The organism is Paenirhizobium naphthalenivorans, from assembly GCF_007992095.1.
GTDB classification, from domain to species: domain Bacteria; phylum Pseudomonadota; class Alphaproteobacteria; order Rhizobiales; family Rhizobiaceae; genus Allorhizobium; species Allorhizobium naphthalenivorans.
In genome coordinates this window covers 70513-90741 of sequence record NZ_BJZP01000019.1, presented here as the reverse complement: position 1 = coordinate 90741, position 20229 = coordinate 70513, and the positions used below count along the sequence as shown (strand labels likewise).

The 20229-nt window shown below is 60.4% G+C and carries 17 protein-coding genes and 3 tRNA genes; 11 read left to right on the top strand and 9 right to left on the bottom strand.

Annotation, left to right across the window (positions count from 1 at the left end):
- Window positions 1-224 precede the first annotated feature (224 nt).
- Window positions 225-298: transfer RNA gene (locus tag RNA01_RS16930), tRNA-Gly, on the bottom strand.
- Window positions 299-320: 22 nt separating this feature from the next.
- A tRNA-Tyr gene (locus tag RNA01_RS16925) sits at window positions 321-405 on the bottom strand.
- Between the two features lie 208 nt (window positions 406-613).
- On the opposite strand from RNA01_RS16925, the gene rlmB reads away from it, so the two are divergent.
- Genes rlmB through RNA01_RS16910 form a run of 3 tightly spaced genes read left to right on the top strand, consistent with a single transcriptional unit; the run spans window position 614 to window position 3537 of the window.
- Entirely contained in the window at window positions 614-1498 is an 885-nt protein-coding gene (rlmB, locus tag RNA01_RS16920) for a 23S rRNA (guanosine(2251)-2'-O)-methyltransferase RlmB (RefSeq protein ID WP_147181396.1), read from the top strand.
- The gene (locus RNA01_RS16915; protein ID WP_147181395.1) at window positions 1495-2271 is read left to right on the top strand and encodes an HAD-IIB family hydrolase; all 777 of its coding nucleotides are present in this window, start codon (window positions 1495-1497) and stop codon (window positions 2269-2271) included. The genes rlmB and RNA01_RS16915 overlap by 4 nt, the downstream gene beginning before the upstream one ends.
- Before the next feature lie 51 nt (window positions 2272-2322).
- A complete protein-coding gene (locus RNA01_RS16910; protein WP_147181394.1) occupies window positions 2323-3537 on the top strand; it encodes a glycosyltransferase family protein in 1215 nt (404 codons plus the stop codon).
- A gap of 96 nt (window positions 3538-3633) precedes the next feature.
- Here the strand turns inward: RNA01_RS16910 and RNA01_RS16905 are convergent.
- Window positions 3634-3709: transfer RNA gene (locus tag RNA01_RS16905), tRNA-Thr, on the bottom strand.
- 170 nt (window positions 3710-3879) lie between these two features.
- On the opposite strand from RNA01_RS16905, the gene RNA01_RS16900 reads away from it, so the two are divergent.
- Both RNA01_RS16900 and RNA01_RS16895 read left to right on the top strand, forming a co-directional pair.
- A complete protein-coding gene (locus tag RNA01_RS16900) occupies window positions 3880-4653 on the top strand; it encodes an NAD kinase (RefSeq protein ID WP_147181393.1) in 774 nt (257 codons plus the stop codon).
- A 13-nt stretch (window positions 4654-4666) separates the two neighbouring features.
- Window positions 4667-5170 carry a hypothetical protein gene (locus tag RNA01_RS16895; RefSeq protein ID WP_147181392.1) on the top strand — a complete coding sequence of 168 codons (504 nt, stop codon included), beginning with the start codon at window positions 4667-4669 and terminating at the stop codon, window positions 5168-5170.
- 66 nt (window positions 5171-5236) lie between these two features.
- Here RNA01_RS16895 and prfB read toward each other — a convergent pair.
- The 3 genes from prfB to RNA01_RS16880 all read right to left on the bottom strand — a co-directional run bounded on the left by prfB (window position 5237) and on the right by RNA01_RS16880 (window position 10380).
- Window positions 5237-6365 (bottom strand): peptide chain release factor 2 gene (gene prfB / locus RNA01_RS16890; protein WP_170253494.1). Its coding sequence is split into 2 segments (ribosomal slippage): window positions 5237-6295 and window positions 6297-6365, totalling 1128 coding nucleotides; the frame shifts between segments, so codons are not numbered across the junction.
- 100 nt (window positions 6366-6465) lie between these two features.
- Window positions 6466-8919 carry a penicillin-binding protein 1A gene (locus RNA01_RS16885; RefSeq protein ID WP_147181390.1) on the bottom strand — a complete coding sequence of 818 codons (2454 nt, stop codon included), beginning with the start codon at window positions 8917-8919 and terminating at the stop codon, window positions 6466-6468.
- A 189-nt stretch (window positions 8920-9108) separates the two neighbouring features.
- Entirely contained in the window at window positions 9109-10380 is a 1272-nt protein-coding gene (locus tag RNA01_RS16880; protein ID WP_147181389.1) for an N-acetylmuramoyl-L-alanine amidase, read from the bottom strand.
- Between the two features lie 683 nt (window positions 10381-11063).
- Here RNA01_RS16880 and RNA01_RS16875 point away from each other — a divergent pair.
- Window positions 11064-13997: an Rne/Rng family ribonuclease gene (locus RNA01_RS16875; RefSeq protein WP_147181388.1), complete on the top strand. Its 2934-nt coding sequence runs from the start codon at window positions 11064-11066 to the stop codon at window positions 13995-13997.
- Window positions 13998-14074: 77 nt separating this feature from the next.
- On the opposite strand, the gene RNA01_RS16870 is transcribed toward RNA01_RS16875, so the two are convergent.
- Entirely contained in the window at window positions 14075-14377 is a 303-nt protein-coding gene (locus RNA01_RS16870; RefSeq protein WP_210245768.1) for a GNAT family N-acetyltransferase, read from the bottom strand.
- A 365-nt stretch (window positions 14378-14742) separates the two neighbouring features.
- Window positions 14743-15900 (bottom strand): pyridoxal phosphate-dependent aminotransferase, encoded by a 1158-nt coding sequence (locus tag RNA01_RS16865; RefSeq protein ID WP_147181387.1) that lies wholly within the window; start codon window positions 15898-15900, stop codon window positions 14743-14745.
- A 205-nt stretch (window positions 15901-16105) separates the two neighbouring features.
- On the opposite strand from RNA01_RS16865, the gene RNA01_RS16860 reads away from it, so the two are divergent.
- The 5 genes from RNA01_RS16860 to aat all read left to right on the top strand — a co-directional run bounded on the left by RNA01_RS16860 (window position 16106) and on the right by aat (window position 19905).
- Window positions 16106-16867, top strand: a complete 762-nt coding sequence (locus tag RNA01_RS16860; protein ID WP_147181386.1) for a DsbA family protein — start codon at window positions 16106-16108, stop codon at window positions 16865-16867.
- A 126-nt stretch (window positions 16868-16993) separates the two neighbouring features.
- Window positions 16994-17431 carry a type II 3-dehydroquinate dehydratase gene (gene aroQ / locus RNA01_RS16855; protein WP_147181385.1) on the top strand — a complete coding sequence of 146 codons (438 nt, stop codon included), beginning with the start codon at window positions 16994-16996 and terminating at the stop codon, window positions 17429-17431.
- Between the two features lie 22 nt (window positions 17432-17453).
- Window positions 17454-17927, top strand: coding sequence for an acetyl-CoA carboxylase biotin carboxyl carrier protein (accB, locus tag RNA01_RS16850; RefSeq protein ID WP_147181384.1), 474 nt, complete (start codon window positions 17454-17456; stop codon window positions 17925-17927).
- Window positions 17928-17931: 4 nt separating this feature from the next.
- Window positions 17932-19278 carry an acetyl-CoA carboxylase biotin carboxylase subunit gene (gene accC, locus RNA01_RS16845; RefSeq protein WP_147181383.1) on the top strand — a complete coding sequence of 449 codons (1347 nt, stop codon included), beginning with the start codon at window positions 17932-17934 and terminating at the stop codon, window positions 19276-19278.
- A 12-nt stretch (window positions 19279-19290) separates the two neighbouring features.
- Complete coding sequence (aat, locus tag RNA01_RS16840; RefSeq protein WP_147181382.1) at window positions 19291-19905, top strand: leucyl/phenylalanyl-tRNA--protein transferase; 615 nt, start codon at window positions 19291-19293, stop codon at window positions 19903-19905.
- A gap of 36 nt (window positions 19906-19941) precedes the next feature.
- Here the strand turns inward: aat and RNA01_RS16835 are convergent, their stop codons facing one another.
- Window positions 19942-20181, bottom strand: coding sequence for a hypothetical protein (locus tag RNA01_RS16835; RefSeq protein WP_147181381.1), 240 nt, complete (start codon window positions 20179-20181; stop codon window positions 19942-19944).
- Between the last annotated feature and the right edge of the window lie 48 nt (window positions 20182-20229).

The following is a 20229-nucleotide window of genomic DNA, read 5'->3' as shown; positions in this document are numbered from 1 at the left end:
GAATGCTTCCTGTGATCGAGAAAGAGGTTGACCCGGCGTACCGGTTTGGTCCCGCCGTTTAAGGCTTTCGTGAGGATTGCGCAAGACTTAATTGATTGGGCAGCGGATCGCCCGGAAATGGCCGTATTTCACCCCTCCAGGACTGACCGAATCGCATGCGGCAGCCATTTCAAATGGCGACCGGCAGGCCGACTATATCAACTACAAGAACAAGAGAGACGAGCTGGAGCGGGTAGCGGGAATCGAACCCGCGTATTCAGCTTGGAAGGCTGCTGCTCTACCATTGAGCTATACCCGCGATGGTTCGATCCGAGGACGAATGGTGGAGAGAGTTGGATTTGAACCAACGTAGGCGAAGCCAACGGATTTACAGTCCGTCCCCTTTAACCACTCGGGCATCTCTCCAGTTTTTCGTCCGGATCAAAGCGACCAAGCTTTTCAGTCGTGAATGCGGTGGCGTTGGCCCCGCTTTCTGCGGCGGGTATATGCCGGCCCTCGCCCCTCATGTCAACACGATGTTTGAGGAAAATTCCGGAAAAATTTTCGATGCTTGGAAAAAACCAGGCGGCCCAGCAGGTCTATCGCCGATGGGCCTGTGCGGTTATAAGATCGCATGGCAAAAGATACGAAGATAGACAAAACCGCCCGGGACACCCACTATGCAACGCTGCGCCGACAGGTGCGCGACGGCAAGCGCGAACGCGGCGAAATCCCAACGCCGGAGCCGCGCAAGGGGCGCCAGAGGGACCCCGACTGGACGCCGCCGCAGCTCGCGCCCGATCAGGTCCGCCTCTACGGCCTGCACACAGTCCGCGCTGCCCTCGACAATCCTGAGCGCAAGCCGATCAAGCTGAGCCTGACGCAGAATGCTCTGGTGCGACTTGAGATCGGACCGGTTGATACGCTGGGATTTCCTGTGGAGATCGTCACTCCGCAGGAGCTCGACAAGCAGCTCGGCCCCGATGCCATCCATCAGGGCGTCATGCTGGAGACCCGCCCCCTTCCGGTCCGTCGGCTCGAAGCGCTGAAGGATAGCCCCCTGCTCCTGGTGTTGGACCAGGTGACGGATCCGCACAATGTCGGCGCCATCATGCGAACAGCCGTGGCCTTCGGCGCCGGCGCGGTGATCACCACCATGCGCCACAGCCCGACAGAATCCGGAGTGTTGGCCAAATCCGCTTCCGGCGCGCTCGAACTCATCCCCTATATCCAGATCACCAATCTGTCAGATGCGCTCGGAGAGCTGCACAAGCTCGGCTTTTTCTCGGTCGGCCTTGATTCGGAGGGCCCGGCACCGCTCGAAGGCACGCTTTCCGGCGATAAGGTCGCCCTCGTGCTCGGCTCCGAAGGCAAGGGTCTGCGGCAGAAGACCCGCGAAACGGTCAATGCACTCGCGCGTCTCGACATGCCGGGCGCCATCAAGTCGCTCAACGTCTCGAATGCCGCGGCGATAGCGCTCTATGCAACGCGACAGCACCTGCTGAAGCGGACGGCATGATCGTCGTCTTCTCGGACCTCGACGGCACACTGCTCGACCACGAGACCTATTCATTCGAACCGGCTCGGCCAGCGCTGCGGTTGCTGGCTGAGAGCGGCATTCCCCTGATTCTCGCCAGCAGCAAGACAGAAGCGGAAATGCGCCCCATAGCCAGGGAGATGGGGCTCGATCAACCGCTGATCGTCGAAAATGGCGCAGGCATTGCCTACCCCGAAACCGAATCAGCTGCTGAAGGTGGGAGTCATTACGAGGCCTTACGTGCAATGCTTCACGCGCTGCCTGAACCGCTGTGCGACCTGTTCCGGGGTTTTGGCGACTGGACGGAGCAAGAGGTCGCGCAACTGACCGGACTTGCGCTGGAAGACGCGCGACTGGCCAAGGATCGGCGGTTTTCCGAGCCCGGACTTTTTTCCGGCAGCCAGGACGAAAAGGCCGAGTTTCTTCGCTTGATCGCGGACAAGGGGTACCAGGCGATACAGGGCGGGCGCTTCTTCACCGTCATGCCCAAGACGTCGAAGGCGCAGCGGATGGCTGAAATTGCGGCGCATTACGCCGCGGAAACGGGCGCACCGGTCGACATCATCGCGCTGGGCGATGCTCCGAACGACCTTGAGATGCTGCAAACGGCTGACACGGGCGTCATCATTGCCAATCCAGCGCATCTTGCGCTTCCTGTCACAGAGAGGGAGCGCACGGGCCATATATTGCGGTCAGACAAAGCCGGGCCTGCGGGCTGGAACGATATGATTCTGAGGATCGTTGGAGCGAAATGAACAGCGGCGCGAATCCGAGGTCGCGCCGGATAGACAACAAGGGGAAAGCCAATGGCCGATTTTCATCAGAACGGCGTCGTCGCGACACTGCACAACCTGCGAGAACGGTCGCTGGAGCGGATGGAACGGGAAATCGAACATTTTGCCGCTACCCGACCGATCACGCTGATCCTGCCTTCTCTCTATTCGGAGCTTGAAGCGCCAGCGCTGGAACATATCGTCTCGGAACTCGCCCAGGTTCCCTACATCTCGGAAATCGTCATCGGTCTAGACCAGGCAAGCCGGGAACAATTTGAACACGCCAAGACCTATTTCTCTCGGCTGCCGCAGAAGCATGTGATTCTGTGGAACGACGGGCCACGGCTCAAGGCCATCGACGCGCAGCTCGACCAAGCCAGTCTTGCACCTGACCAGCCGGGCAAGGGCCGCAATGTCTGGTATTGCATTGGCTATGTGCTCGGCGCGCGCAGCGCCGGCGTCGTCGCGCTGCACGATTGCGATATCACCACCTATTCCCGAGACATGCTGGCGCGCCTGGTCTACCCCGTCACCAATCCCGGCTTTCCCTATGTTTTCGCCAAGGGCTATTATCCGCGCATCGCCGACCGTTCCTTGAACGGCCGCGTGACCCGTCTGCTGGTGACCCCACTGCTGCTCAGCCTGGAGAATGTGATCGGCCATCACCCCTATATCGACTACCTGAAGGCATTCCGTTATCCGTTGGCCGGCGAATTCGCCATGCGAGCCCATCTGTTGCCAGATATCCGCATCCCATCGGACTGGGGCCTCGAAATCGGCGTGCTGTCGGAGCTTTGGCGCAACTATTCGAACAACGCCATCTGCCAAGTCGACATCGCCGACAGCTATGATCACAAACATCAAGCGCTGTCCGCAGACGACGCCGCAAGCGGCCTCTCGCGCATGTCCATCGATATCGCCAAGTCGCTTTTGCGCAAGCTGGCGACTGACGGTGTAACCTTCAGCCAGGAAAGCCTGCGGACGCTGAAAGCCACCTATTACCGCAACGCGCTGGATCTCGTCGAAATCTACCACAACGACGCTCGGATGAACGGCTTGACCACGGATCGACACAAGGAGGAACAGGCTGTCGAGCTATTCGCCGCCAATCTGATTGAGGCCGGAAATGTGTTCCTCGACAACCCGAACGCCACCCCGTTCATGCCAAGCTGGAACCGAGTGCAAAGCGCCCTTCCAGACCTCATTCACGAAATTCAGGAGGCGGTCCGCAAGGATTCCGAGGACTGACACCAGCGCGGGCATCACCCTTCGCACCAGCGACGAAAATGGTCCGCGGCTATAGCCGCGACCGTGCTCTTGTCTGCATTCGATTGTCAGGAAAAGTGGTGCCCCCGGCAGGATTCGAACCCGCGACCCCCTGATTACAAATCAGGTGCTCTACCAACTGAGCTACAAGGGCAGTTGGACCGTCCATAAGGGGAAAACGAATTGCGGTAAAGCAAAATATCGCGCTGTCACCAGTGTCGTTCAAATCGGATCGCAACAACGACAGAACCGTTTGCCGGGGCAACGGCTTGTGGTTCCCGCGCTTTATCATGTACCACTAGCGCCGATCATAAAGGGCTGCCCATGTCGCGTTCGTTCAAGTCGCTCTCTTTCATCGCCTCCAATTCGGACGAGGCCCAGGCCTCACGCGGGGAACTCGAGGCGCTTTATGGCAATGTGAGTCCCGCCGAGGCGGATGTGATCGTCGCCCTCGGGGGAGACGGCTTCATGCTTCAGGCACTGCACGACACGATGAACTCCGGCAAGCTGGTCTATGGCATGAACCGCGGCTCGGTCGGCTTCCTGATGAACGATTACTCGACTGAAAATCTGCATGAACGCATCGCGGCAGCGGTCGAGAACGAGTTTCATCCGCTGAAAATGACGACGACCAACGCCGATGGCACGGTCTCGGTGGCGCTGGCAATCAACGAAGTGTCCTTACTGCGGCAATCCTACCAGGCTGCCAAACTGCGTGTGATGATCGACGGCAAGGTGCGGCTGGATGAACTGATCTGTGACGGACTGATGGTCGCCACGCCAGTGGGGTCGACCGCCTACAATCTCTCGGCCCATGGGCCGATCCTGCCGCTCGAGGCGCCGCTACTCGCGCTGACCCCTGTCAGCCCGTTCCGTCCGCGCCGCTGGCGCGGTGCGCTCTTGCCGGATAAGGTCAGTGTCGAGATCATCGTGCTGGAGCCGGAAAAACGGCCGGTTAACGCGGTGGCCGATCACACCGAGGTGAAGTCGGTAATCAGAGTGCATGTCGCCCAGTCGCAAGACACCACCGCACGCATTCTTTCCGATCCGGATCGTTCTTGGTCTGACCGCATTCTCGCCGAGCAGTTTTCTGACTGAGAGAGACCTGATCATGGGCACTGCACTGCTTATCCGCGCCAGCCTTCTTGGCCTCCTGCTCGCAGGCAGTCCAGCGTTTGCCGACGACATCGATCAACTTCCCGTAACCGCGACCTTCGTCGTCAGCGGAGGCTACTGGGAAGGAGATGCTGGGGATGAAACGACCGCCACACCGGTTGCGCACGAAGACGATGCGCAGGAACCCGCCCCGCGCAGGGGCTATTACAAGCTCATCTCGATCCGCCAACCCGACCGCACCGCCAAAGTCTATCTACAGCGGATCCTGTCTACGGAAACAGGGCCCGCAGTTCAAGAAAGCATCGAGCTTGAGGAATTTACGGGAATCCACCCCTATGTCACCGACATCCGGCCGGAGGATTCGACCGGCGTGAGTCGCCAACCGGGCTTTTTCGCCACCGTCTACCTGAAAACCGACCCGGCCCAGGTTGAGCCTGAGGGGTGGACGGTGCTGATCGACGAATTCGGCGAAATCCGTGTCGAGCGCGAGACGAACTGAAAATCACCATGCGAAACGGCGGGCAAATGCCCGCCGCTCCTTTTCTCCGGTTCAGAGAACAGTCGATCAGTCGATATCGGAGACAGCGTCTGCCTTGCCACTGATTCGGTGGGCCAAGGCGGCTTCCATGAAGTCGTTCAGGTCCCCGTTCAACACGCCGTCCGGGTCGGTGCTCTCGACACCGGTTCTCAGATCCTTGACCAACTGGTAGGGTTGCAGAACGTAGGACCGGATCTGGTGCCCCCAGCCAATATCGCTCTTGGACGCCGCTTCGGCATTGGCCGCAGCCTCACGCTTTTCAAGCTCAACCTCGTACAGGCGCGAGCGCAGCATGTCCCAGGCCTTGGCCTTGTTCTTATGCTGCGAGCGTTCCTGCTGGCAGGAGACCGCAATGCCGGTCGGGATATGCGTAATACGCACCGCCGAGTCTGTCGTGTTGACATGCTGTCCGCCAGCGCCCGACGAACGGTAGGTGTCGATACGGCAGTCACTCTCGTTGATGTCGATCTGGATCGAATCATCGATGACCGGATAGACCCAGATCGACGAAAACGAGGTATGGCGCCGCGCGTTCGAATCATAGGGCGAGATTCGCACCAGGCGATGCACACCCGATTCGGTCTTCAGCCAGCCATAGGCATTGTGGCCCTTGACGTGAATGGTCGCGGACTTGATGCCGGCCTCTTCGCCGTCATGCACTTCGAGCACTTCGACCTTGAATCCCTGTTTCTCTGCCCAGCGGATATACATGCGCAAGAGCATGTTGGCCCAGTCCTGGCTCTCGGTGCCACCGGCGCCGGAATGGACTTCGAGATAGGTGTCATTGCCGTCGGCTTCGCCCGACAGCATGGCCTCGACCTGAAGCCGCCCGGACTCGGCTTTCAACGCCTTGAGGGCATTCTCGGCGTCATTGACGACGGTCTCGTCATCTTCCTCTTCGCCCATCTCAATGAGCTCGATGTTGTCGTTCAGCTCCTGTTCGAGCCGCTTGACGCCATTGATGCTCTCATCAAGCTGCTGACGCTCGCGCATCAACTTCTGGGCTTCGCCTGCGTCATTCCAGAGGTTCGGGTCCTCTGCCTTGTTGTTCAACCAGTCCAGTCGTCTTACCGCCTGATCCCAGTCAAAGATGCCTCCTCAGCAGGCTTATGGCCTGCTTGATTTCGTCGACTACGTTCTCAATCTCATTGCGCATCGTGGTAGATCTTCACCTCGGTGTTTGACTGGGTCGTGAATTAGATGCGGCCGCCCCCGATGTAAAGGGGCGGCCGCACGCAATGGACCTCAATGCAGTGTCAGAAAAGGCCGCCGGCGCCGGACGTGACAGCCTGATTGGCCTGCGGCGATTCCCGCAGAATCTCTTCCGGAGCAGCATAGTTCTCCATACCGATAACCGAGAAAGTATCGGCCGGGCCGGTGCCGGGCTTGAAAGCCTCGATGATCGTATCGGGATCGCCCTCGGCGGCATACATGCCGGTCTTGCGGTTGACCGGGATCAGGCTCATCCCCTCGGGCAGGTGGAACTTGCCCGGCGGCGTGCCAGCGACCGCGGCCTGCATGAAGTCGTTGAAAACCGGGGCGGCAAGGCCGCCGCCCGTGGCGCCACGGCCCATAGGTGCGGGGGTATCAAAACCGATATAAAGCCCGGCGACGAGATCCGGCGTATAGCCGACGAACCAGGTGTCCTTCTCGTCGTTGGTGGTACCGGTCTTGCCGGCGACGGGTCGGTCGAGCTTGACCTTGCCGGCGGCGGTGCCGCGCAAGATCACGCCTTCCATCATAGAGGTAATCTGGTAGGCGGTCATCGGATCGAGCACCTGCTCGCGGTTGTCCACGACAGTCGGCTCCTCCTGGCCTTCCCAGACGTTGGCATTGCAGCCCTCGCACACGCGCTCCTCATGGCGGAAGATGGTCTTGCCGTAACGGTCCTGGATCCGGTCGATCAAGGTGGGCTTGATCTGCTTTCCGCCATTGGCCAGCACGGCATAAGCGGAGACCAGACGCAGCACCGTGGTTTCGCCCGAGCCGAGCGCCATGGCCAGGACCGGGTTCATCTTGTCATAGATGCCGAAGCGCTCGGCATATTCGGCAACCAAGTTCATACCCATGTCATTGGCGAGCCGAACCGTCATCAGATTGCGAGACTTTTCGATGCCCAGACGCAGGGTCGATGGTCCTGCCGAACCGCCGCCATAGTTCTGCGGCCGCCAGACCTGTCCACCGGAAACGAATTCGATCGGCGCGTCCATGATAACCGAGGCCGGCGTATAACCATTGTCGAGGGCGGCGGCGTAAACGAAGGGCTTGAAGGACGACCCCGGCTGCCGCATCGCCTGGGTGGCACGGTTGAATTCCGACTGAGCGTAGGAGAAGCCACCGACCAGGGCGAGCACGCGGCCGGTATGCGGATCCATGGCAACCAGGCCACCCTGCACCTTCGGCGGCTGGCGCAGCTTGTAACTGCCTTCGGCATCAGCAACAGGCTCGACGAATACCACGTCCCCTACCGTCAGCACGCCTTCCGGCGATTTCGCCGTCTTGCGGTCGCCGCTGGCGGCACGGTAGGCCCATTGCATGTCCTCGGCCATGATGCGACCCGTCTGTCGTTCCGCCACGACCTTGCCACCGGCCTCCTTGGCCGGCTGCAAACCTATATCGACACGCGACGAGGAGACGGCAAGCACGACGGCCAGCTTAAATTCCGGCACATCGCTCAGTCCGTTGACCTTGGCAAGTTCGGCACCCCAGTCGCCGGAGACCTCGATCTGCGCCACCGGGCCGCGATAGCCACGACGCTGGTCATAGGTCATCAAGCCATTCTGCAGGGCCTTGCGAGCATAAATCTGCATCTGCGGATCAAGCGAGGTCCGGATCGAAAGACCGCCTTCGTAAAGCGCTTTGTCGCCATACTTCTCGATGATCTGGCGACGCACTTCCTCGGAGAAGAAGTCGGAGGCGAAGAGATAGGAGCCCGAACGACGACCAGTGACGCCCAGCGGCTGCTTCTTGGCTTCCTCGCCATCGGCCTTGGCCACGAAACCGTTCTCGACCATGCGGTCAATAACCCAGTTACGGCGCTCGATCGCAGCTTCGGTATGACGGAAGGGATGATAGTTCGACGGCCCCTTGGGAAGAGCGGCGAGATAGGCGGTCTCGGCGATGGTCAGTTCAGTCACCGACTTGTCGAAATAAGTGAGTGCCGCCCCGGCGATGCCATAGGCATTCATGCCGAAGAAGATCTCATTCAGATAGAGTTCGAGAATCTTATCCTTCGAATAGGTCTGCTCAATGCGGAAGGACAGGATCGCTTCCTTGACCTTCCGGTCCATCGTCTGGTCGGAGGAAAGCAGGAAGTTCTTCGCCACCTGCTGGGTGATCGTCGATGCGCCGACCGGACGACGACCGGACCCAAGGTTCTGCAAGTTGACCAGGATGGCGCGGCCGAGGCCGTAAACATCGACACCAGGGTGGTTGTAGAAATTCTTGTCTTCCGCCGACAGGAACGCCGCTTTTACGCGATCCGGGATCGCCTGAATCGGCAGAAAAAGGCGCCGCTCGCGCGCATATTCAGCCATCAGCGCGCCATTGCCCGCGTGAATGCGCGTGGTGACCGGCGGCGCATAGCTCGACAACACTGCGTAATCCGGCAAATCCTTCGCGACGCCGTTCAGGTAAACGGCAACCACGCCCGCCAGGCCCAAGGCAAGGACAGAGGCGATTCCGAAGAGATAACCAATCAGTCTGATCATATTTGAGCTACCGGCAATGCTTTCGGTTCAGCGCACAATGGACAAACATCGCACACCTCGTGGCGTTATGCACGTCATGCACTCATTGGCAAGACGCAAGCGACCCACTTCGGAGTAACCGCCCGAATGTGAGGAAAATAGGGCCATTCCTCGCTAAAGCAGCACCCAAGCGGTCCGATCCCCAACGCGTCAGCCCCCGTTGGCGACAACAGGAAGGCGGTAGCGTTTGACGGCAATCGCCAGCAGGTCTGCGATCTTGGTCCGCCACGCGGGATCGAGCAGGAGCTTCTCATCTTCCTTGTTTGACAGGAAGCCCAGTTCCAACAGGATTGAGGGAACATCGTGGGCCTGCAATACACGAAAGCCCGCATAGCGGTGCGGATTGTTGATCAGCGCCACCTGTCCGTCGAAGGACCGCACCACCGCATCGGCCAAGGAAATCGAGAAGGCCTGCGTTTCGCGGCGCGTCAAGTCGAGCAGGATGTCCGAAACCTCGGCCGGCTCGCTGGAGAGACTCACACCGCCCACCGCATCGGACAGGTTCTCGCGTTCGGCGAGGTCAGCCGCCATGCGGTCGGATGCCTTGTCCGAGATCGTATAGACTGTGGCGCCGCGGATATTGTTCTGGCGCAGTGTATCAGCATGAAAGGAAATGAGCAGGTTCGCATCCCGCTGCCGAGCAATGGTGACGCGCTCGGATAGCGAAAGGAATTCATCACCCTCCCGCACCAGGAAGGCTTCGATACCGGGCTCCCCCTTCAGTCGCTCGAGAAGAGCCTTGGCAAAGGCCAGCGTGATCTCCTTTTCCGGCGTCTTCGTCGTCGCACCAGCCGCACCGGCATCGATGCCGCCGTGCCCCGCATCAATCGCGATGACGAAAGCGCCCGGGACGGCCGGCTCCGTCGCCGCGATACGGTCGCCACGCTGAGCGCTCGTCGCTGCTTCGGCACTCGCCGACATCCAGGTTTGGTCGCTCACCAGTGCATCGAAATCCTGCTGCGATACCATTTCCGCGTCGAGCACGAGCCGATAGCCCTCGCCGCCTTCATTGGCCATGACCTCGCTCGCGACGAGCCGCGCAGGCCGTTCGGCGGTCAGCACCAACCGGGCCGAGCCAGCCCCCATGGAACCATAACGGATGTCGCGAAACAGCCCCCTCGCCCGAAGGTCCGCCTCGGGAAAGGTGAAGAGCGTCGACGGCATGTCGACGACAATACGGTCGGGTTTGCCGATGTAGCGAATGGCGACCTCGGGTTTACGGTCGAATTCCATGACGATGCGGGTGCGGGCACGATCGCCGACGATGCGGGCGGCGTAGGCTGCAAGCGGATCCCCGGTTGCCACCTGCCCGGCGAAGGTCGCCGTGCCGACCAGGCCCGAGATCAATGCCAGTGCGACTGCAGCGATTCGCCAGGCAAGGCGCTTGAAGCGCGCCGGTTGAACCAGATCAGCCCCTCTCATGCCCAAATCGTTTCCCCGTGTCGGATCGCATCCAAACGCCCATATGCCGCCAGCGCCAGCTTGATCCTGATTAAAATCAATCTCATTCCCACCCAGATTGGCCCCACCGAGGCGGCTCGCATGTACCAAATCGGCACAACCACATTTTTCGTACCAGTACCGATCGTCAGACCTTAAACCCCGCTAATCAATCGATATTATGGCATAATTTCGTTTCCCCTTGCTATTGTCACAGAGAAAACATACAAGGCAAGTGAGGGTTAAAAGTGCCAACGGGATAGAATGACCGCAACGGCTGCCAACCTCTTCAAGGACTTGGCGCCTAATTTGTCGGATCTTCATCCGCCGTCTCCGCTTTTTTTCCTGAAACTGGTTTAACACGCCGGCTCTGCCGGCAAATGCAACTGGTGGTTTCCACCACATGCTCTGACGAGCACTCATCGGGTCCCCTGGGGCCTAAGTCATTGTCGTTTTCGTTCGGTCTTTGATGTCATCGCAGTTAATCTTGAGCACATTTGTCGGATCGGGCTTTTCAAGCATCCCGGCAGCTGTTCAATCACTGCTAGCGCACCCCGCCGGACGGGAACATTCATATTCGGCGCCACGCCCGCAAGGCATCACCCGCACCAGAGTAGAGCGAGCGAGTGACCCCCTTCCCGGCAGCGCCGAGGAGCACAGCTTAAATGGCAGACAGAATGTTGATCGACGCGTCTCACGAAGAAGAGACGCGCGTTGTTGTCGTACGCGGTAACCGTATCGAAGAATTCGATTTCGAGTCCCAACACAAGAAGCAAATCCGCGGCAATATCTATCTGGCGAAGGTGACGCGTGTCGAACCTTCGCTTCAGGCGGCCTTCGTAGACTACGGCGGCAATCGCCACGGGTTCCTCGCCTTCGCTGAAATTCATCCAGATTATTACCAGATCCCGTATGCCGACCGGCAGGCACTTCTAAACGCAGAGGCCGAAGAGCACCGCCGCGAAGACGAGGCGGACGGAGACGAAGCGCCTGGCGTCGATCCTTCGCAGCAGGACCAACCCGACGTCGGCATCGCGACCGCTGCGGTTGTCGCGCCGGAAACCGAGGCCAAGGTCGAGGTAGAAGTCGCAGAAGCTGAAGTGGTCGCCGAGGCGCCGACTGAGGAGACGGTGATCACGGAAGAGGTTTTGGTCGAGGCCGAAGCCCCGAAGGCCAAGCCGAAGCGGGCCCGCAAGCCGCGCGCCAAGAAGGTGGCAGCGACCGAAGAACCGGCAGCGGAAGTGATCGACACTGTCGACGATGACGGCAAGGGCGACATGGCCGCCATGGTCGAGACCGACGACGAAATCTCCGAGGATGCCGGCGGCCGTCGCGGCCGCGACGACGACTTCGATGATGACGATGACGACCATGTCGAAGAGAAGGAAGAAATTGAATCCGTCGGCGCCGAAGACGCCATGGAAGAGGTTCCGGACCGCGTCGTTCGCAAGCCGCGCAAGCAGTACCGCATCCAGGAAGTCATCAAGCGCCGTCAGATCCTGTTGGTGCAGGTCGCCAAGGAAGAGCGGGGCAACAAGGGCGCGGCTCTTACGACTTATCTGTCGCTCGCCGGCCGCTATTCGGTACTGATGCCGAACACGGCACGCGGCGGCGGCATTTCCCGAAAGATCACCAACCCGGCCGACCGCAAGCGCCTGAAGGAAATCGCCCGTGGTCTCGAAGTGCCGCTCGGCATGGGCGTGATCCTGCGTACCGCCGGTGCCAACCGTACCAAAGTCGAGATCAAGCGCGACTTCGAATACCTGATGCGCCTGTGGGAGAACGTCCGTACTCTCACACTCAGCTCCACAGCCCCCTGTCTCGTCTATGAGGAAGGCTCGCTGATCAAGCGGTCAATTCGCGACCTCTACAACAAGGATATCTCGGAAATCGTCGTCGCCGGCGAGGAAGGCTATCGTGAAGCGAAAGACTTCATGAAGATGCTGATGCCGAGCCACGCCAAGGTGGTTCAGCCCTATCGCGACCTGCATCCGATCTTCTCGCGTTCCGGCATCGAAGGTCAGCTCGACAAGATGCTGCAACCGCAGGTGACGCTGAAGTCCGGCGGCTACATAATCATCAACCAGACCGAAGCGCTGGTTGCCATCGACGTCAACTCCGGCCGCTCGACCCGCGAATACTCGATCGAGGACACCGCGCTCCAGACCAATCTGGAAGCCGCCGAAGAAGTCGCTCGCCAGCTTCGCCTGCGCGACCTTGCCGGCCTGATCGTCATCGACTTCATCGACATGGAGGAGAAGCGCAACAACCGCGCTGTTGAGAAGAAGCTGAAGGATTGCCTGAAGAATGACCGCGCCCGCATCCAGGTCGGCCGGATCTCGCATTTCGGCCTGCTCGAGATGTCGCGCCAGCGCATCCGCGCCTCGGTTCTGGAATCGACGACCCAACTCTGCCCGCATTGCGGCGGCACGGGCCTCATCCGCTCACAGTCCTCCGTTGCCCTGCACGTCCTGCGCGGTATCGAAGAGTACCTTCTGAAAAACACGACCCACGACATTACCGTGCGCACCACGCCGGAGACCGCGCTCTACATCCTCAACCAGAAGCGCGGCACGATTGTCGACTACGAGCAACGCTTCGGTGTGGCGATCACCATCGACAGCGATGATTCGGTCGGTTCGCAGCACTTTGGCATCGACCGTGGCGAGGCCGTCGCCAATCCGGTGAAGATCGAAAGCCTGATGCAGATGCTGCCGGCGATCGAGGAAGACGACTACATTCCCGAGCCGGAGGAAGACGAAGAAGACGAGGAAATCATCGCCGTCGCACCGGCCACACAGGCGGCTCCCTCCGCCAATGGCGACGAACAGAACCGCAAGCGCAAGCGTCGCCGCCGGCGTCGCAACAAGAACGGCAATGGCAGCGACATGCAGGCCGGCGCCGAAGGTGACGTCGAGGGCGACGAGAACGAAAGCGACGAGGGTGAGGAAGAAGACGCCAGCGAGGCATCGAGCGAAGCGCAAGCGCGTGCGCCGAACGGTGATGCGGAAGGCGACGACAGCCAGAAGCGCAAGCGCCGCCGGCGCGGCAAGCGCGGTGGTCGCCGCGGCCGTCCGGATGAGGAAGGCGCAGAAAACGGCGCCGAGGCCGCGAGCGGTAGTGGCGAGAGTGATGACAGCGACACCGAAGCTGCCTTGATCGAAGGCATCGCCGAGGAGGCAGTGGCCGAGGAACCGGCAGCCATGGCAGCGGTCGAATCGGCTGAAGAGGTCGTGGCGCCAAAACCGCGCCGGAGCCGCAAGGCAAAGGTTGCCGTTGCCGTATCTCCGGTCGAGGAGCCGGTGATCGCCGCCGAGCCTACACCTGAGGCAGAAACTGAGACACCTGCCGCCGCCGCTGAGCCTGTCGCAGAAGAGGTTGCCGCTGTTTCCGAACCGGTGGCTCCGGTGGAAGCGGAAGCTGTGGTTCCGGCTGAGGCTGAAGCCGATCAAGAGGCAAAGCCCGTTCGCGCCAACCGCGCATCCAACGTTTCCTCCTCCGAGCCGGTCGTGACCTCGGTCAAGACTTCGACTGACGGAGACGATGAGCCGACGAAGCCCAAAAAGGGTGGCTGGTGGCAGAAACGCGGCTTCTTCTGAGAAATTCTCCAGTCTGAATGACAAAAAGGCCGCGTTCGACGCGGCCTTTTTTATTATCCGTGCAATGCTGCCTGCAATCAGGTTTGCGAGCGGTTTCTTCGCATCAACAAGGTTTGCTCGTTCCGAAATGTGACGAAACCCTGTTCCAGAAAGCCACATTTGGTTGCCACGCGGATCGACACCTCGTGTTGCGGGGCGATGATGCAGGCGGTGCCGACTTGCAAGAAATTTTCGTCCGCCCAGGCAAGGGCAGCTCCGAGCGCTTCTGTTGCCAACCCCACCCCTTGCATGTCCGGGGCGATGAGCCAGCCAGCCTCCGGCGTCCCGTCGAGGCTCGGTTGGAGATCACGCTTGTGATCGGCAAAACCGACCTGCCCCAAAACGCCCACTCTCAAGAGCCTCGACCACCCAGTAGCCGAAAGAAAGCGCTTGCCAATGGCCTATATAGTGAAGCAACCGCGCCCAGGTTTCGCCATGCCTCAAGGGTTTGCCGGAAATGGAACAATGCGCTCGTCGCTCCACATTCGCTGCATCGCATCGAAATCTTCTATTCGGTGCCCCCGCATCCGCGTTCGCCGAGTCAGCAACTCGGGTGCGCCGCGCGCCGGTGACTTCACGAGAATTCGGCTCATGATTGTCCTTTCTCGGCTTGGCCCCTCCTGCCCGAAGTCAGTTCACATTCTGATTCAACGCTTTATCAGATCGATTCCGGAAACGCCGCCAGCACATTGTTCCGGAATCGTTTTTAGGGTAGCCAGCGCGCCATGCGATCGGTCGCTTCGACCATCTCGGCATAGGTTCCCGCGTAGGAAATGCGCAGCGCGCGATCGCCCTCAACCGGATCGAAATCCATGCCGGGCGTCGTCGCCACATCGATCTCCGCCAGCATTCGCCTGGCAAACGCCATGCTGTCATTGGTGTAGCGGCTGGCATCGACATAGGCGTAGAAGGCACCGTCCATCGGCGAGAGCAGCGGCAGGCCAAGTTCCGGCAGGCGCGACATCAGGAAGTCACGATTACGTCGGCAGCTTGCCTTGTAGTGCTCCAGCTCCTCCTCCGCCCCGAGTGCGGCGATCGCCGCGATCTGGGAGAGTTCTGGCGCGGAGATGTAGAGGCTTTGCGCCAGGCATTCGAGCGGGCGGACGATGTTATCCGGCACGACCATCCAGCCGATCCGCCAACCGGTCATGCAATAATACTTTGAAAAGGAATTGATGACGATCGCCTCGCCGCCGATCTCCAGCGCCGTCGCCTCCTCCCCGGCATAGGTCAGCCCGTGATAGATCTCGTCGGAGATCAGCGTGATCCCCTGCCCCTTGCAATAGTCGTAGACAGCCTTCAGCTGTGCCTTGCCGGTCACTGTGCCGGTCGGGTTGGCCGGACTTGCCAGAAGCACGCCCTTCAGCTTGACGCCTGCCCGAACCTGCGCGGCCTCAAGACTCTCCGGCGTCAGGGTGAAGTGCGTATCGGCATTGACCGGCACTTCGACGACCTTGAGGCCGAGCGCGGAAAGAATGGCGCGGTAGGCCGGATAGCCTGGCCGGGCGATCGCCACGGCATCGCCGGGGTCGAACAGGGCCAAGAAGGCAAGATTGAAGCCGGCCGAGGAACCGGTGGTGACGACGATGCGCGCGGCGTCGATCGTCAGGCAGTGTCGGCGGCGATAGTAGTCGGCGAGCTGCGCCCTGAGTTCAGCCAGGCCGAGCGCATCCGTGTAGCCGATCCGGCCATGCGCGAGCGCCTCGCGCGCCGCGGCAAGGGCGGCCTCTGGCGCAGGGTGCCCCGGCTGGCCGACCGCCATCGAGATGACCGGCCGCCCGGCATTGCGCCGCCGCGTCGCTTCCGCCAGAAGATCCATGGCGTGAAAGGGCTCAACTGCGCTGCGTTTTGAAAGGGAAACCACGAACAACTCTCTCCGGTCGATGAGGGACGCCCGACAATTGCCGCATTATTGCGGTCATCACAATGGTGAGAGCGATCCACTGCGGCCATTTTTCCAATTCCACTTGTCGTTCGCTGGCGATACGCTACAAAAAAATCAACAGGTTCGGATGGCTTGGCTCAGACGGACAACGGCTTTCGCCGCGGAAAATTCACAAGAGGAAGATATGGCGTTGAAATTCAGTAAGCTTGCCGCGACCGCCCTGATGCTCCTGTCGGTGGCGCTGCCAACCACGGCCGGCGCGCTGGACGATGCGCAGAAGAAGGAGTTCGGCGCCTTCATCAAGGAATATCTGATCGCCAACCCGGAGATCATGCTCGACGTGCAAGATGCGCTGGAGCAGAAGCAGCGGGACGCCCGCCTACAGCAGGCGTCCATGGCGGTAAAGGAAAACAAGGATGCGTTGTTTTCCTCCTCTCATGACATTGCACTGGGCAATCCGAACGGTGACGTGACGATCGTCGAATTCTTCGACTACAATTGCGGCTACTGCAAGCGTGCGCTTTCCGACATGGAGGACATCCTGGCAAAGGACAAGAATGTCCGCTTCGTGCTCAAGGAATTCCCGATCCTCGGGCCGGAATCCGCAGCTGCCCACAAGGTCTCTGATGCCTTCCGCAAGATCGCTCCCGAAAAATACGGCGACTTCCATCGCGCCCTGTTGGGCGCCCAAGGGCGTGCCGACGAAGGAAGCGCGCTTGAGGTTGCCGAGTCCCTCGGCGTGAGCGAAGAGCAGATCCGCAAGATGATGGCCGAAAGCCCGAATGACGCGTCCGTGAAGGAGACCTACCAGCTAGCGACCAGCCTCGGCATCACCGGCACCCCCTCCTATATCGTCGGCGACGAGGCGGTGTTCGGCGCGATTGGCGCCGAGGCAATCGGCCAGAAGCTCGCCAATGTCCGCAGCTGCGGCCAAACAACCTGCTGATCGGCAAGCTGGCGCCTTAACCTTAGCTTCATTTTCCGGGGAACGAGCGATCACCGGGCCGCAAAGGGCTTTCCCTTGCGGCCCCTCCAGTCTATAGGAGGCGGTTGAAAGTCGACGGAACCGCAGATGAGCAACACAATTTTCGTCCTGAACGGCCCAAATCTCAACATGCTGGGAAAGCGTGAACCGGGGATCTACGGCGGCAAGACACTTGCGGGCATCGAAGCCGATTGCAAGGCAGCCGGTGCGGATCTCGGCCTTGTGATCGATTTCCGCCAATCCAACCACGAGGGCGTGCTCGTCGACTGGCTACATGAGGCAGGCGAAAAGGCGGCCGGCGTGGCGATCAATGCCGGCGCCTATACGCATACATCGATCGCGCTGCACGATGCCATTCGCGCGATTGGCGTTCCGGTCGTCGAAGTGCATATCTCCAACATCCATGCGCGCGAAGAGTTCCGCCACAAATCGATGATCGCGTCCGCGACAAAGGGCATGATCTGCGGTTTCGGACCCCAAAGCTACATCCTGGCGCTTCAGGCGCTGAAAACCATCACGCAATAACAAGAATACAGGACCCCTTTCCATGGCTGACAAGAAATCGGGAATCGATCAGGCTTTGATCCGTGATCTGGCAAACATCCTCAACGAGACGGATCTCAGCGAGATCGAAGTCGAGCAGGACGATCTGCGCATCCGGGTCTCGCGCGCCGCGCCGCAGATGATGGCGATGCCGCAGATGGCCTACCAGCAGTTCGCCGCCCCGGCTCCGGCAGCAGCACCCGTCGCGGCCCCGGTCGTCGCAGCCGAACCTGCGCGCAACCTCGCCAATACCGTAACCGCACCGATGGTCGGCACCGTTTACCTCGCGCCGGCGCCAGGCTCGCGCCCCTTCGTCGAGGTCGGCTCGATCGTCAAGGAAGGCCAGACGCTTCTGATCATTGAGGCGATGAAGACCATGAACCAGATCCCCGCCCCTCGTTCCGGCAAGGTCGTCGAAATCATTATCGAAGACGGTCGCCCGGTCGAGTACGGCGAGCCTCTGATCGTCATCGAGTAAGCCGATGACAATTTCCAAGATCCTCATCGCCAATCGCGGCGAAATCGCGCTCCGGGTGCTTCGCGCCTGCAAGGAGCTTGGTATCGCCACCGTTGCCGTGCACTCGACGGCTGACGCCGACGCGATGCATGTCCGCCTCGCCGACGAGAGCGTCTGCATCGGACCGCCGCCGTCGCGTGATAGCTATCTGAACATTCACCAGATCGTTGCCGCCTGTGAGATTACCGGCGCCGACGCCGTCCATCCCGGCTATGGCTTCCTGTCGGAGAATGCCAAGTTCGCCGACATTCTCGATGCCCACGGCATCACCTTCATCGGCCCGACCGCCGAACATATCCGCCTGATGGGTGACAAGATCACCGCCAAGCTGACGGCTGTTGAACTTGGTATTCCGGTCGTTCCGGGTTCCGACGGCGAGGTGACTGCCGAGAACTTGATGGCGACGGCGCGCCGTATCGGCTTCCCGGTTCTGATCAAGGCAACCGCCGGCGGCGGCGGGCGCGGCATGAAGGTGGCCAAGACCGAGGACGAGTTGGAAGACGCATTCAACACGGCTCGCTCCGAAGCGGCGGCGGCGTTTGGCAATCCGGCCGTCTACATGGAAAAGTATCTCGGCCACCCGCGCCATATCGAATTCCAGGTCGTCGGTGACGGCGAAGGCAATGCGGTCCATCTCGGCGAACGCGACTGCTCCTTGCAGCGTCGCCACCAGAAGGTCTGGGAAGAAGCCAACTCCCCCGCCCTCAACGTCGAGCAGCGCATGAAGATCGGCCAGATCTGCGCCGACGCCATGAAGAAGATGAAGTACCGCGGTGCCGGTACGATCGAGTTCCTTTACGAAAACGGCGAATTCTATTTCATCGAAATGAATACCCGCCTGCAGGTGGAGCATCCGATCACGGAGGCCATCACCGGTATCGACCTAGTACACGAGCAGATCCGCGTCGCGTCCGGCGCTGGCCTGTCTGTCACCCAGGACGAGATCGTCTTCTCCGGTCATGCGATCGAATGCCGTATCAATGCCGAGGATCCGCGAACCTTCGTTCCCTCGCCCGGCACGATTACGCATTTCCACGCGCCTGGCGGCCTTGGCGTCCGCGTCGATTCCGGCGCTTATGCCGGCTACAAGATCCCCCCCTACTATGACAGCCTGATCGGCAAGCTGATCGTCCATGGGCGCACCCGCGTCGAATGCATGATGCGTCTGCGTCGCGTGCTCGACGAGTTCGTCGTGGACGGCATCAAGACGACGCTACCGTTGTTCCAAGACCTTGTCGCCAACCAGGACATCGCCAACGGCGACTACGACATCCACTGGCTGGAGGACTACCTGGCCAGGACCTCCGCGTGAGGTAAGAACGACATGGCAGGGCGCCGCAGCAGGGACCAGAGGATCACCCCCGAACTTCTGCTGCGCGCCTATTCCATCGGCCTCTTTCCTATGTCGGACGCGGCCGACGATCCGGAGATCTTCTGGGTCGAACCGGAGATACGCGGCATTCTGCCGCTTGACGCTTTCCACATTTCGAAAAGCCTCGCCAAGGCGGTCCGCAAGGCCCCCTTCGACATCCGCTTCGACACGGACTTCGACGCCGTGGTGGCCAAATGCGCCGAGGAAGCTGATGACCGGCCAACGACCTGGATTAACCAGACGATCAGGGAACTCTACAGCGCCCTGCACAGTCTGGGCCATGCGCATTCGGTCGAGGCTTGGGAAGGCGATGAACTGGTCGGCGGGCTCTATGGCGTGTCTCTGGGATCGGCCTTCTTCGGCGAGAGTATGTTCTCCCGGCGCACCAACGCCTCGAAGATCTGCCTCGTGCATTTGGTGGAACGGTTGAAGATCCGCGGCTTCACCTTGCTCGACACACAATTCACCACCGAGCACCTAAAGACCTTCGGCGCCATCGACGTTCCGAAGGACGACTATATGAAGCTGCTCGACAAGGCGATGGACAGCGAGTCGCTGACGTTCTGAGCGGCGCCTCAAGCGCCTGACACAAGCTGATGGTCGTTATGCAGCGTTGAGATCGGCTGTCTCGCCGAACTGAATCAGCAGCCGCGGACTGGTCATGTCGCCGCTTTCCTCATCCACCTGCACGGAATAGGCCGCAACGCCAATGTGGCGGGCGGACATGGCGGTTGCGATCTTTTCAGCTGATGCAGCATTGGAGGCTTGGCGCATTTCGCCCGGAACCAGATTCCCGCGATTTTTCTTGAACGGCAGAACGATGAATTTTTCGGATAAGGCCATGGCCGCAACTCCTTTTCGTTCCCTTAATGTTCCCATCCGCAGACAATG

What these genes read in the sequence shown, in the direction of transcription:
- RNA01_RS16880 (WP_147181389.1), bottom strand. Translation starts at nt 10,380, where the DNA reads ATGAGAGGGGCTGATCTGGTTCAACCGGCGCGCTTCAAGCGCCTTGCC.
- RNA01_RS16835 (WP_147181381.1), bottom strand. Translation starts at nt 20,181, where the DNA reads ATGGCCTTATCCGAAAAATTCATCGTTCTGCCGTTCAAGAAAAATCGC.
- RNA01_RS16885 (WP_147181390.1), bottom strand. Translation starts at nt 8,919, where the DNA reads ATGATCAGACTGATTGGTTATCTCTTCGGAATCGCCTCTGTCCTTGCC.
- rlmB (WP_147181396.1), top strand. Translation starts at nt 614, where the DNA reads ATGGCAAAAGATACGAAGATAGACAAAACCGCCCGGGACACCCACTAT.
- RNA01_RS16915 (WP_147181395.1), top strand. Translation starts at nt 1,495, where the DNA reads ATGATCGTCGTCTTCTCGGACCTCGACGGCACACTGCTCGACCACGAG.
- RNA01_RS16895 (WP_147181392.1), top strand. Translation starts at nt 4,667, where the DNA reads ATGGGCACTGCACTGCTTATCCGCGCCAGCCTTCTTGGCCTCCTGCTC.
- RNA01_RS16875 (WP_147181388.1), top strand. Translation starts at nt 11,064, where the DNA reads ATGGCAGACAGAATGTTGATCGACGCGTCTCACGAAGAAGAGACGCGC.
- aat (WP_147181382.1), top strand. Translation starts at nt 19,291, where the DNA reads ATGGCAGGGCGCCGCAGCAGGGACCAGAGGATCACCCCCGAACTTCTG.
- RNA01_RS16900 (WP_147181393.1), top strand. Translation starts at nt 3,880, where the DNA reads ATGTCGCGTTCGTTCAAGTCGCTCTCTTTCATCGCCTCCAATTCGGAC.
- accC (WP_147181383.1), top strand. Translation starts at nt 17,932, where the DNA reads ATGACAATTTCCAAGATCCTCATCGCCAATCGCGGCGAAATCGCGCTC.
- RNA01_RS16910 (WP_147181394.1), top strand. Translation starts at nt 2,323, where the DNA reads ATGGCCGATTTTCATCAGAACGGCGTCGTCGCGACACTGCACAACCTG.
- accB (WP_147181384.1), top strand. Translation starts at nt 17,454, where the DNA reads ATGGCTGACAAGAAATCGGGAATCGATCAGGCTTTGATCCGTGATCTG.
- aroQ (WP_147181385.1), top strand. Translation starts at nt 16,994, where the DNA reads ATGAGCAACACAATTTTCGTCCTGAACGGCCCAAATCTCAACATGCTG.
- RNA01_RS16860 (WP_147181386.1), top strand. Translation starts at nt 16,106, where the DNA reads ATGGCGTTGAAATTCAGTAAGCTTGCCGCGACCGCCCTGATGCTCCTG.